This is a genomic window from Dielma fastidiosa (genome assembly GCF_003475485.1).
Taxonomy (GTDB): Bacteria; Bacillota_I; Bacilli_A; order Erysipelotrichales; family Erysipelotrichaceae; genus Dielma; species Dielma fastidiosa.
On sequence record NZ_QRQL01000002.1, the window covers coordinates 362,677 to 375,412 of the forward strand.

Consider the following 12,736-nt stretch of genomic DNA (forward strand, 5'->3'; position numbering starts at 1 on the left):
AAGTGTTTTGTCGAATTTCAGTCCAGCATAGAAGTTTTAAATTTTTCCTTTATCTCCTTAAATTTCCAGCCAGCCACATCTAAATGTGCCTTTACATCGATAATTCTCGCAGTATTAATAAATTTCGCGTCATTTAAAAAGAGTACCGACTCACGATTCATGCCTTCAATTTTACCTAACGGATATAAATATGTACCATCCTTGCCAAACGCTTTCTGATACGTCTGCGGATTACTGGTCATGGGAATTACCAGTGCTTTATAATGAACGATTGATAAGACTAAGCCAAAATGCTGATAACCTGCTTCATAAAGATAAGCCTGGCCAAAATCAATATAACAGATATCACCAGGATAAACCTGAAGTCCCATCGCTTTGCTGCTTTGGATATTTCGGCGGACATTATAATTCTTCTCACTGATCAGCCGCTGAACACTTTCCCGATAGCTGATTGATGAATATTCCTGACGTTTCTCTTTAATAAACCAATTCCAAAGCTTATTCCACTCCTGTTTGATTAACGATTGATCCGAGGTTGTACAGACATCATAAAATGCTTCAATTTCTTTTACTTGCATTCAAATCTCCTCCTACCTCTTAATATGCTCAAAATTTGCAGTTTCCTAACAATAAAATCAGATTTATCTTCAAGAAAATGCTTTTGATTGCTTCAAGCCGCAAATCAAGCTTGATTAAGAAGGAAGCTGTTAAACAAAAAAACGAAGATTGCTCCTCGTTTTTAAATATTTAATTATTAGAAATCGAATCCAGCTTATCATGCAGGATTTCAATTGACTGATTGCCGATCAGAGTTTCCCTAACCTTTCCGTTACGAATGATAAAGATACTTGGCGTTCCTACAAAATCAATATTATATTGTTTCTTGAACGCCTCAAAATCAGCATATTCATAATGGATGACATCCTCGCCATTCACATTTTGCGTAATTACTTCGGTCTGGGGTTCAAGATCCAGTACAATTTCACGCACAATCAAATCATCACGTTCAGCAAGATAGCTGTCTAAAGTCTTCACAAATGCCTGACAGTGGGAACACCATGTCTGTGATACATAAATTACCTCATTTTTGCGTGAGCTATCCAGCAGATTCAGCACATCCTTCGCAGTCATGGTTACCCGGCGAAGGATCTCAGGCGTATCGTCTTCACTGTCTGTATCAGTGGCATCATTAGGCGTTGCATCACTTTCCGTTGCGTCAGACGGCGTTGCGTCACTTGGTGTCGCGTCGCTTTCCGTGGCATCAGATGGCGTTGCATCGGTTCCGCTTGCATCGTTTGGTGTGGCATCAGATGGCGTTGCATCATTTGGTGTCGCATCGCTGCCTGTTGCATCACTGCCAGTCGCATCGTTTGGTGTCGCATCACTTGGCGTAGTTATTTCAGGTTCCTTTGGCGGCACGACAACTGGCGGTGTCGGTTTAACAACCACCACTGGTTTCGGCTCGACAGTAACCGTTACACTGATTGATGTTTCATTGCGGCTCGCGTCCTTAAGTGTGAAAGTCACCAGCTGTTCACCGGCAATCGATGGATCAAGTCCCTCTACCTTAATGGAATTGTACAATGTATTCTCATCTGTTGCATTATCGCTGACAGTCAGCTGGATACGGTTATACATTTCACGGTCCCAGATAATATTTTCATACTGTTCAATCGTAAATGGTTCAACATGAATCGTCGGATTTTCAACGTCGATGACTTTTACCTTCAGCGGATAGCCGCTGCCATTGTATAGTACATCAATCGTATATTCACCAACCTTATCAAGATTCAATTCATCTCTGCGGATATCAAGTTCAATATCTTCTGAACAGACCATGTTGTTGCAGTTCACATATTGCAGAATCTTTGCATCCGGCAATTCATCATGAACATTCACCGTAATCATATCCGTAGTCAGTGAAATTGTAATCTCTTTACTGCAGCCCGCAGCCAACAGCAAGGTTAAGCATAAACAGCAGATTTTCTTCATTGTCCTCCTCCTTTCAGAAAAAGGGCTGATGTCAGCCCCTGAAGTTTTTATTCTTTATCTTTTGTTTCTTCAGCAACCGGTGCTTTTTTCTTAAATATCATATCAACCAAGGAAGTTAATGGATGATAAGACACAGAAATCATATGTGACTTTTCAAGGAAAACCTCTACAACGATTGCCATGATAAATAAACACAGCAGACCTAACGCCCGATTCAATATGTAGAGATAAGCAGCGACGCCAAAGCTCGCGGTAACCGCATATAGGATTAATACTGTATTGCGGTGTCCGAAACGGCGCATCAGCACATGATGCAGATGATTCTTATCTGCCTCATCGAAGCGTTTGCCGCTCAATTTACGCCTTACGATTGCACTCAGCGTATCAACGATTGGTACCGCGCAAAGCAAAATCGGCAGTCCCAGCGTAATAAAGGTTGAACTCTTAAAACCCATTAACCCAATCGCGGAAACCATGAAGCCTAAAAAGAGAGCCCCGCAGTCGCCCATAAATATGGAAGCCGGGTAAGAGTTAAACAACAGAAAGCCAAGTATCGAACCTGCCAGAATCAGCGCCATCGTACAAATATCCGTTCTGCCGTCAATGGTTGACAGAGAAGCGACAACGATCATAATGATCACACAGATACCGCCGGCCAAACCATCAAGACCATCAATCAGATTGATCGCATTGGTAATGCCGGTAATCCAGAAAAAAGTAACAATAAAAGATACAATACCCATATCAATGACAATGCCTAACGGCAGATAAATCTTATCCAGCATCACATTGCCATAAAACATCAGCAGCATCGCTGCGATGATTTGAAACGCAAACTTCTTCTTCGGTGACAGATTAACCAGATCATCAATCAATCCACCGATAAACATTACCGTTCCGCCAAGCAGAACCCCGCGGATCTGAACATCCGCTTTCATAAAAATCGCCATGGAGATAATAAAAGCTACATAAATAGCCACACCGCCAATACGCGCAATGATTTTCGTGTGAATTGTCCGCTCATTCATTTCTGCGTACGCCTTAAGATCTTTCGCGATCCACTTAACAATCGGCGTCGCAATGGTTGCTATAACAAAAGGAACAAGCAAGTACAAGATCCATTGCATACTGCCACCTCAATTCTCTTTAACGAACCAAATGCAAGTTTTCCAATAGAATTCCTGTACCTTCGGCAACACAGCGCAGAGCATTTTCAGCTACATAAACCGGAATATGTAATTCATTACGTAATAATTCATCAATGCCATGAAGCAGGGCACCGCCGCCGGTTAAAACAATACCGCGGGTAACGATGTCACTGGATAATTCAGGCGGCGTCTGTTCTAAGACAGTACGGCACGCGCGCACGACATTCTGAAGATTCTCACGCATAGCAGATTCAATTTCCTCAGATACAAGGGTAATTGAAGTAGGCAGACCTGTCACTAAGTCACGGCCGCTGACTTCCATCGTCTCAGAACGTGAACCCTTCCAAGCGGTACCAATCTGCTTTTTGATTTCTTCAGCTGTACGATCACCAATCAGCAGCTTCTTTTCATCTTTAACATACTTGATAATATCACGGTCAAAGGTATCACCGGCAACCTTTAAAGAGGTTGAGCTTACAATTTCACCTAAGGAGAGAACTGCTACGTCAGTAGTACCGCCGCCGATATCCAATACCATATTGCCGCTAGGTTTAGAAATATCCAAACCGGCGCCTACGGCCGCAACCTTAGGCTCTTCTTCAATATATACTTTCTTCGCGCCGGCACGGTAAGCACAGTCACGAATCGCATTTCTTTCTACTGAGGTAATATTACTTGGACAGCAAATCAAAATCGTTGGACGCTGAAACATACTTTTCAGCGATAATTTCTTCAAGAAAAAATTCAGCATGATTTCAGTTACTTCGAAATCAGCAATAACACCATCCTTTAACGGACGGATTGCCAATACACGGCCTGGGGTTCTGCCCAGCATATCCTTGGCATCCTGGCCAGCTGCCAGACATTTCTTTGTTTCAGCATCTATAGCAACAACGGAAGGTTCATCAATGACAATACCTTCACCTTTTACGTAGATTAATAAATTGGCCGTACCTAAGTCGATACCAACCTCTTTTGTGAATAACATAACAGGTCTCCTCCATTCATAAAATTTTTACAATTAGCATTACCATTATAACACATTTCGTTGATTTATAAAGTGAATTTCATTATCAAATTAAAATAGTACCCGGCAGGTACTATTGAAGTTTAAAAACACTTTTTGGGTCGACAATTTTCCCATCTTTTTCCACAATTAAGTGTAAATGATTTCCCAACTGAGGGTTGTAAACATTCTTTCCTGCTGTTGATAATACATCGCCCTGCTTCACGGAATCACCCTTCTGCAGCTTCATATCGCTAAGACTTTGATAAGTGATTTTTAAATTATCACTTTGAATTGTCACTGAATAACCCAGCAGCGGATCTTCTTTCACATCTATAACTTCCCCGCTAAGCGCAGCTGTAACATCAAAAGCTTCATCGTTATATACGACATCAATGCCCTGTGACGGTCGGAATACACCTTCAAATTCTACAACTTTAGGAATATCTCCTTCTTTGCCGTCAAAATAATCAATAGCGATTATTGCCGAAACTGAATAAGGAAGCTGAATGCTTTCATCATCAGGCAGTTTAATCACCGGTACAGTTTCATTAAATACCAGTGTTTCCTCTCCTTGTTGCATCATTTTTTCACTCAGCAGAAAGACGCTGACACACAGTACAACCAACAGACTTAAAATTAATGCTCTTCTTGTCTTATTTGACTTTTTTTCATAAGCAATCATTGTTTCACCTCATGCATGAGTATGCCCGCATGAAATTGAATTATACAAGGGTTGTCTTAATTTCCACATCTGTATAATAATGATGCAGAATTTCATCATAGGTATAGCCGGCCAATGCCATTCCCTGAGCGCCATATTGACTCATGCCGATGCCGTGACCGCTGCCGTAAGTGATGAAGCGCAAACCATTCTCAATGCGTTCTATGGTGAAACAGCTTGAAGCTAATCCCAGCATTTCACGAATCTGACGGCCAGTGTACTGCTGAGAGCCAGCTTGAACAGTCTTCACATACCCATTATCATAATATGAAAGAACCGCAAGCTGACTGCTGCCTAAAGCATTGGTTAAAGTGCTGTCATCCACCTCTTTGCTTCTAGTTATATCTACCGTTTCACTATCCCAAGGTGAAGCGACTGAACGCAGATAGGGAACTTCATTCTGCCAGTAATCCTGCGCGTTTGTCGTTGCTGACATACACGATGAAAAAAAGGCAGCGGTAATCGGCTCTCCCTGATAGACAAGGATCTGATTAGCAGTTTCTTCAACTGCTTGTTTTACTTTCTTATAATATTCATCATACTGATCAAGCCATTGACTTTTCAGCTGTTCATTATCTTTATATACCTGTGAAGCTGTCGTATCATCAACGCTGTAACCTCTGGCGCTGGCAAATGTTCTGGCAGCTACCGCCTGCGCCTTTAATGCTTCTAACTCAAAAGTAACCGGCATTTCTGAGGCTACCACACCGATCAAATATTCCTCAAGCGGCAAATCGACCTGTGTATTGCCGCGCATTACCGCCACATACTGTACTGGTGCATCAACAGCTTCATTATTAATCGGCATATCTGGTCCTCTGTTAATCAGAACACTGGCCGCATGATTTACAGCTTTTGTCTGCGGATGAAAAATCAGAAAAAATGTATAACCTAAAAAAAGCAGGATGGCGAAGCTTTTCATTATCATCTTCATATTGCACCTCAAAGAATTATATGCTCTGCATAACTTTTTATGAGAAATTCATAAAAAGACACTTTTTTGATTAGATTGTGGTATGCTAATTGAGAAATGAGGTGGCATATGAAACGTGCGTTTGTCTTAGCCGGCGGCGGTTCCAAGGGAGCCTATGAAATCGGTTTTTATAAAGCGATTCAGGAGCTGGGTATCCAGCCTGATATCGTAACCGGCACGAGTATTGGTGCATTGATTGGCTGTATGATTGCTCAAAATGATTATGAAGAAGCAGTTCGCTTATGGGAGAATATGGATATCACACAGGTAATGAACAATGGTATCTCTGTCAGTATGAATATTGATTCCTTAGTGACGCAGCGCAATCGTGTTGTTCCCTTCTTTAAACAATTCATTCATGATAAAGGAGCTGATATCACCCCCCTGAAGGAAATGATTATCCGGCTCAGCGATCAAGAAAGACTGCTGGCATCACCGATTGATTTTGGCTTGGTGACGGTGGAATATCCATCGTTAAAGCCAGTTCAGATTACGAAGCATGAAATGGCGCCGGATACTTTAAAAGATTATCTGATTGCCAGTGCCTCCTGCTATCCAGCTTTCCCAGCTCATGTCATGGATGGCAAGGAATATGTAGACGGCGGTTATTATGATAATCTGCCGGTACGTCTGGCGATGAAAATGGGAGCTGATGAGCTTGTCCTTGTCGACTTAAATCATAAAAAGATTATTCATGAGGAATATCTGCACCGGCCTAATATTAAATATATCATTCCAAGTCAGGATCTTGGTAATTTTCTGGACTTTGACCGTGAAAACCTCGACCGCCGCATTCAGCTGGGATATCTTGATACAATGAAAGCCTTTAATGCCTACGATGGCTTTGTCTATACATATATACAGCGGCGTACCGATGCGGCAGCGATCCGTTTTTACAACCTGATTCTCGACATTGAAGCCGAGCTTAATGATGGCATGATCCGCAAAAAAGTGAAAGTATTCAATCCTCAGCCTTTAACTGACGTTCTGCGAAATTATACCCGTAAACAAGCACTTGCTATCAAAGATTATGACCATGCGGCAATGGAAATCTGCGCGCAGATTCTGGATATTAATGTTACTCCTATTTATGAAATCAAGGAACTGAGGAAGCTGATTCGCTCAGAATTTTTGAAACAGCGCAGTAATACAGATGAGATTGTGGAAGGTATGCGCAACAAAAACCTGTCAACGGTAAAGATGCTGCTTAACAGCTTAAACAGCAAGCAGATTTTAAGTTTAATTGTTTCACAAATCATGAAATCAGAGACCTATCTCTTTGAACCGCGCTCTTTCTTCCCATTAATCGATAAAGAATATGTAGCGGCACTCTATCTTGCCAATATGAAATAAATAATTCTCACAGACAATATGGGTTTGGTATGCTGATATTTATGAAGATAAAGTAGCTTTATAGCCCTTATGTCTGTTATAATAATGGATGGAAATAGAGGTAGAATTATGATTCAATTAATTTTTTCTGATTTAGAAAAAGCATTGTTAAACAATACATATGAAATCTCAGCAGCTAATATTGATGCTGTTGAAGTAGCTCGTGCAAAGGGAAAGCGTTTTGTTATTTTTACGCCGAGAAATGCACAGCGCATTCAGAATGCCTGTGAAAAGTCACATATCAAATGTGATAAAATCTTGATGAACGGTGCCAAGGCCATTGATGAGAATGGTCACTTGTTACAGGAAATCTTTATGAATGCTGAGGATGTTGCTGCTGCCGCTCAATTATTGATTGATCAACAGCTGATGTTTTTCTGTGATACGGATAAAGGCATTTACAGTCCCTATGATGAGAATCAGCTGAGTGAAGAATATAGTGAATTCATTATGAGTCAGCAGTTGAAAAAGAATAAGAAAACAGCTAAAGCGCTGATTCAAAACAATCATTTCTTTGACCATCTGCATCAATTTGAAACTCTTGATGAACTAACAAACCGCAGGGTGTACCGCTTTGAAGTATTTGCGGCAAATCCAGCAAGAATTGGCGCGATTGAACATACGATCAAGGCTATGAGCGGCGTTGCTTTCCATGACTTAAATAAACATGAGTTTACAATTACAGATAAGACTGCAACTTTTGATCAGATGATTTTAAAATTTATGAATGCGGTAAAAGTTACAGCAGGTGAAACATTGATTATTTCAGGCTGTAAGGACAGCTTATCCTTATTTGAAGCTTATCCTAACTGCTGTGCGATTCAAGGCAGTGAACAAGAATTAATCAGCCGTGCTTCTTCGGTCGCGCTGAATGCCTCCAAGGCTATCTACACAACGATCAGCAATGACACAAAGGCGGAACGTGACCGTGACAATGCCCGTGAAGATGCTAAGATGGCACGGCGTGAAGCTGAAAAAGCAAGACGGCGTGCACAGTATAATGTCGATAACGGCATTGCCACAGAAGCCGATCTTGAACTTTTGAAACCAAAGCCAAAAAAAGCGTTTTCTGAGCGCAGACCATCAAACGACGATGATAAGAAACCATTCAGAAGAGATGGCCGCAAACCTTTCAATCATGACGATAAAAAGTCATACAGCAGAGATGACAGAAAACCGTTCAACCGCGATGATAAAAAACCTTATCGTAAAGATGGAAAACCCTTCAACAAGGATGATAAGAAGCCTTACCGCAAGGATGACAGAAAACCATATAATAAAGATGATAAAAAATCATTTAATAAAGAAGGTTATAAAAAAGACTTCCATAAGGATTCTCCTAAGAAGTCTGAAACAGCTGCCTTTAATAAACCTGTAAGACGTAAACCACAAGGTAAATAAATCATATAAGAAGTATTCAGTTCAAAGACATCCATGCTGAATACTTTTTATTTATCAGGATTACATAACTTGTCCCCAACTATTTAACTATAACATATATATAAATAAATTATAGACTGTTCATTAGCTTCTGTTAATGATAATGTTATTAAAAAGGGGGGGTCTATATGTTAGGTTTCTTGTTATTAGCATTGCAAATAGCCGCTATGATTTGTGTTATTATTATGAATAGTGTTTTGTATAAAATTCATCAAGATTTAAAAGCGATCAGGTCTTGTCTGACAGAGAGCAAAAATGATCTGAATCAGCTTTAGTTTCCGGCTATATAAAAGAGTATTCAATTTAGAAACATGACCTTTTCTATTTTGAATACTCTTTGTTTATTTACATGCTTAAGCTTTAACTTTTATGAAATTTCAGCTTTAGAAATTGATAAACATCATTAAAAAATTAGCTACCAAGCCAGCCAGCGCAAACGATAAGACAATCAGCAACGTCTGAACCTTTGCCGGTTTTTCCACCTGACAAAATTTATCAAATTTAATAGCACTCAGCGCATAAAAAGATACAACAAATGAAAACAGCGCGATGCACACACTTATAAATTTATATGACATAAAAAATCACTCCCTTATGGTTATTATACCATAGGAGAGTGTTTTTGACTAAATAATGCAGTTTTGAGTCTGCGGATCAAAGAAATGCGCTTTACTTAAATCCAATGCAATCTGCACTGTATCATGCGGTCTTGCTTCCAGACGTGCCGCAACTTTCGCGACTAAACGCTGTTCGCCTACCTTACCATGCAGAATGAATTCATGGCCCAGTAATTCACTGACCTCAACATAGAACTGCATGCTGCTTGATGGATATGTCTCAGCGACGATGCCTTCACCATGAATATCCTCAGGACGGATACCGAACACCAATTCCCTGCCCTCATAATCTTTTAATGATTCAATAAACATTTCCGGCAATTCAATGCGCTGACCATTGATGATAAAGCCTTTATTCTCATAACGGCCATTCAAGAAATTAGTAGCAGGTGAACCGACAAAGCCAGCGACGAACATATTAGCCGGGTTGTTATAAATTTCCTTCGGCGTACCAATCTGCTGGATATAGCCGCCTTTCATAACAACGATGCGGGTCGCCATTGTCATTGCTTCAGTCTGATCATGGGTTACATAAATGGTCGTAGCACCGATCCGCTCATGTAATTTAATGATTTCACTGCGCATCTGTACACGCAGCTTGGCGTCAAGGTTACTTAATGGTTCATCCATCAGGAAAACCTTCGCATTACGCACTATCGCGCGCCCTAACGCAACACGCTGACGCTGACCGCCGGACAGCGCTTTAGGTTTGCGGTCTAAATATTCTTCAATTTCCAAAATCTTCGCGGCATCACGCACACGCTTGTCAATTTCATCCTTGCTGACCTTGCGCAGCTTTAAGCCAAATGCCATGTTATCATAAACAGACATATGCGGATATAATGCGTAAGATTGGAAAACCATCGCAATATCACGATCTTTAGGTTCAACATCATTGACAACCTTGCCGTCAATTGATAATTCCCCTGCTGTTATATCCTCTAATCCGGCAATCATACGCAATGTCGTTGACTTACCGCAGCCTGACGGGCCTACAAAGACGATAAATTCCTTATCTTTAATATCTAAATTGAAATCAAATACAGCCTGTACATTATTGTCATAGACTTTATCGATGTGTTTTAATGATAGTTCTGCCATGTTTTCACTCCTTATTTATATTTCCGGTTATAAACATACAATAAACCAAGCAAGCCTGCCAATCCTACAAGCATTATAACTAGGTTCATGCGGCTGATTGTTTTTTGACCTATAAAAATCAATGCAAGAAAGAAAACAAACAAGACTGCCATTACTATGTTTTTAGTTAAATCACTCATGGCTAATTTCCTTCCAGCTAATTTCACCTGGCTCTAAAGTCAGTTCAACGCTGTTTCCTTCCCCATCGTAAACCTTTGTTTTCTGATACTCATTCGTATTATTCAGAATTGCATATTTATTGATGGATGGATAAACATGCACTTCACAGAATAGATTATCGGCATACCATTTTTTAAAATCAGCTTCCTTATTCGCTGCATAATACATAGAACGCATCAACAGACGAGTATTTTGCTGACTGTACGGCAGACCGGCAATATAAACACAGCGGCCTTTTCCATAGCTATGCGCAGCTAAATTTACTTCATCCTTCGATTGAACGATAATCTCTGTGTTTTCACTCAACGCGTAGATATTTTTCATCCCTTCCCCGAAATCAAATTCATCTACAATATCTTCAGTAATGAAATGCGACTTCACAACATCCTTAAAATATTTATCTGTATGCAGTGTGAAACCAAGCTCCTTGTCAACACCTAACGCATCAGCAAGCTGGAAGAAATGACCGCCCTTCTCATAAGCCGCAGGTTCACCGATACCGACAAAACCACCGCCGTTATAAATCCATTCACGCACCATGGATACCAGCTTACTGTCATCCCAGACACTGCCGCCTGAGAATGCCGTTTCCGCATCACCCGCATTGATGATAACATCAATGTCAGAAGGAATGCCATGTTCCATTATATCAGAGAAGCTGATAAACTGCACATCTACACTGGCGCCGCTTAAGCTTTCCAGCATTCCATTATAGGAATAAATCTGTTTGCAATATAAGCCATGCGCTACCATATATGGATGCCAGCTCCTCAATGCTCCCCAGCTGTTAAGGATAGCTACCTTCAAGCCGCAATAAGGTGTGACGCCTTGAATTGTATCATAAATCGTTCTGAATTCATCGCAGACCTTTTCAATATAATCTACGAATTTAGGAAACTTATAGGCCAGACTCAGATAACCGCCATACCCAATACGGTCAACCGGCTTACGCATGATTGCCCTTCTGGCATTCAGCCAATTGCGGATACCCTCCAATGTAGGATCATTGCCTTCATAGAATGTATCCGGAAAGAAATACGGTAAGAATCTGCCCTCATGTACCTTCACCCCAGGTATATCAGAAATTAATCGTAAGGTTGCACCATCTCCGACACTGCCAACCACTGCATCAAGACCGATCTGTGGAAAATACTTACCATACGGTTCTGTCCCAATCCAGTTATCGCCTAAAAACATCATGGCTTCTTTACCAGCTTCATGAACCAGATCGACCAATTCTTTTGCACGATCCTTCACAAAACGCTGCTGGAAGTCAATATAATCAAGATATTGCTTGCTTGGTACACAGAAGGTCGAGTTGTAATAACCGTTCTTAACGAAATCCTCAGCCTTTAAACGATACCCATATTCTTCTTCAAATGCCAGAATCGCTTCTGTGGAAACACTGGCGCCATAACCGCACCAATCAACAAATTTCTCTTTAGCAAGATTATTGAAAATCAATGTGAAATGATAGAAGAAAGTAGTAAAACGAACCACATCCGTATTCGGATTATCTTTCAGCCACTGCTTCAAATAATCTTTGACATATTCACGTGATGCCTGTTTCCTTACATCAAATGGAATCTCATGCGGCTTATCACCCCAATCATTCGTGATATGGTTATACATCTGCGTTGGGTCCCAAATCAGATAAGCTAAAAATGATACTGTATATTCATGAAATGGTTTACAATTTTCAACAATTACCGTATCTGTACATTGATCAACATACCATGCATCTGTGCTGATTAATTGATTCTCAGTACGGTCATAAACTTCCCACCATAATTTTGGATCATGATCATAATCCGCTTTGACTTGCTGATCAAAATAATCTTTTAAAAATTCAATCTTCACAGTTGCTTCTGTTGCCAGTGTATAACTGCTCATTAAGAATGCCTGCTGACATTCATCCATATGTTTTTGTGCAAAGTCATTATGTCCGCGAGCTACAAAATATGTTGTATAGATTTTCGCGTCCAGTTCTTTTACATCATCACTTAATTTTGTACCGTCACTGTCACGAATTGCATCTGCCCCCCAGCGTTCAAGCAATTCTTTTGTCTGCGATAAAAAGTTACTTTCGCTTGGCAGCGTAACTCTGCCTTTTGATTTTGCCAT

Annotated in this window: 13 protein-coding genes; 3 read left to right on the top strand and 10 right to left on the bottom strand. The window is 40.6% G+C overall.

Annotated features, from left to right (window positions below):
* Positions 1-17: 17 nt before the first annotated feature.
* The 6 genes from DWZ33_RS06505 to spoIID all read right to left on the bottom strand — a co-directional run bounded on the left by DWZ33_RS06505 (position 18) and on the right by spoIID (position 5,804).
* Positions 18-578 (bottom strand): hypothetical protein, encoded by a 561-nt coding sequence (locus DWZ33_RS06505; protein ID WP_022937266.1) that lies wholly within the window; start codon positions 576-578, stop codon positions 18-20.
* A 169-nt stretch (positions 579-747) separates the two neighbouring features.
* The gene (locus DWZ33_RS06510; protein ID WP_118454240.1) at positions 748-1,992 is read right to left on the bottom strand and encodes a hypothetical protein; all 1,245 of its coding nucleotides are present in this window, start codon (positions 1,990-1,992) and stop codon (positions 748-750) included.
* A gap of 47 nt (positions 1,993-2,039) precedes the next feature.
* Entirely contained in the window at positions 2,040-3,119 is a 1,080-nt protein-coding gene (locus tag DWZ33_RS06515) for an MraY family glycosyltransferase (protein ID WP_118454241.1), read from the bottom strand.
* Between the two features lie 19 nt (positions 3,120-3,138).
* Complete coding sequence (gene mreB, locus DWZ33_RS06520; protein WP_118454242.1) at positions 3,139-4,128, bottom strand: rod shape-determining protein; 990 nt, start codon at positions 4,126-4,128, stop codon at positions 3,139-3,141.
* A gap of 112 nt (positions 4,129-4,240) precedes the next feature.
* Complete coding sequence (locus DWZ33_RS06525) at positions 4,241-4,831, bottom strand: M23 family metallopeptidase (RefSeq protein WP_022937270.1); 591 nt, start codon at positions 4,829-4,831, stop codon at positions 4,241-4,243.
* 40 nt (positions 4,832-4,871) lie between these two features.
* Complete coding sequence (gene spoIID, locus DWZ33_RS06530; RefSeq protein ID WP_118454243.1) at positions 4,872-5,804, bottom strand: stage II sporulation protein D; 933 nt, start codon at positions 5,802-5,804, stop codon at positions 4,872-4,874.
* 108 nt (positions 5,805-5,912) lie between these two features.
* On the opposite strand from spoIID, the gene DWZ33_RS06535 reads away from it, so the two are divergent.
* From DWZ33_RS06535 to DWZ33_RS17950, 3 genes are all read left to right on the top strand, one after another.
* Positions 5,913-7,196, top strand: a complete 1,284-nt coding sequence (locus tag DWZ33_RS06535; RefSeq protein WP_182425558.1) for a patatin-like phospholipase family protein — start codon at positions 5,913-5,915, stop codon at positions 7,194-7,196.
* 108 nt (positions 7,197-7,304) lie between these two features.
* Complete coding sequence (locus DWZ33_RS06540) at positions 7,305-8,636, top strand: HAD hydrolase family protein (RefSeq protein ID WP_182425560.1); 1,332 nt, start codon at positions 7,305-7,307, stop codon at positions 8,634-8,636.
* A 167-nt stretch (positions 8,637-8,803) separates the two neighbouring features.
* On the top strand, positions 8,804-8,950 hold the full coding sequence (locus DWZ33_RS17950; protein WP_182425562.1) for a hypothetical protein: 147 nt from the start codon (positions 8,804-8,806) through the stop codon (positions 8,948-8,950).
* Between the two features lie 108 nt (positions 8,951-9,058).
* Here the strand turns inward: DWZ33_RS17950 and DWZ33_RS06545 are convergent, their stop codons facing one another.
* The 4 genes from DWZ33_RS06545 to gnpA are packed head-to-tail and all read right to left on the bottom strand — an operon-like array spanning position 9,059 to position 12,736.
* On the bottom strand, positions 9,059-9,253 hold the full coding sequence (locus DWZ33_RS06545; RefSeq protein ID WP_022937275.1) for a DUF1146 domain-containing protein: 195 nt from the start codon (positions 9,251-9,253) through the stop codon (positions 9,059-9,061).
* Positions 9,254-9,301: 48 nt separating this feature from the next.
* Positions 9,302-10,393: an ABC transporter ATP-binding protein gene (locus tag DWZ33_RS06550; protein WP_118454246.1), complete on the bottom strand. Its 1,092-nt coding sequence runs from the start codon at positions 10,391-10,393 to the stop codon at positions 9,302-9,304.
* Positions 10,394-10,404: 11 nt separating this feature from the next.
* Entirely contained in the window at positions 10,405-10,572 is a 168-nt protein-coding gene (locus tag DWZ33_RS17955) for a DUF6903 family protein (protein WP_022937277.1), read from the bottom strand.
* A complete protein-coding gene (gnpA, locus tag DWZ33_RS06555) occupies positions 10,565-12,736 on the bottom strand; it encodes a 1,3-beta-galactosyl-N-acetylhexosamine phosphorylase (protein ID WP_022937278.1) in 2,172 nt (723 codons plus the stop codon). The genes DWZ33_RS17955 and gnpA overlap by 8 nt, the downstream gene beginning before the upstream one ends.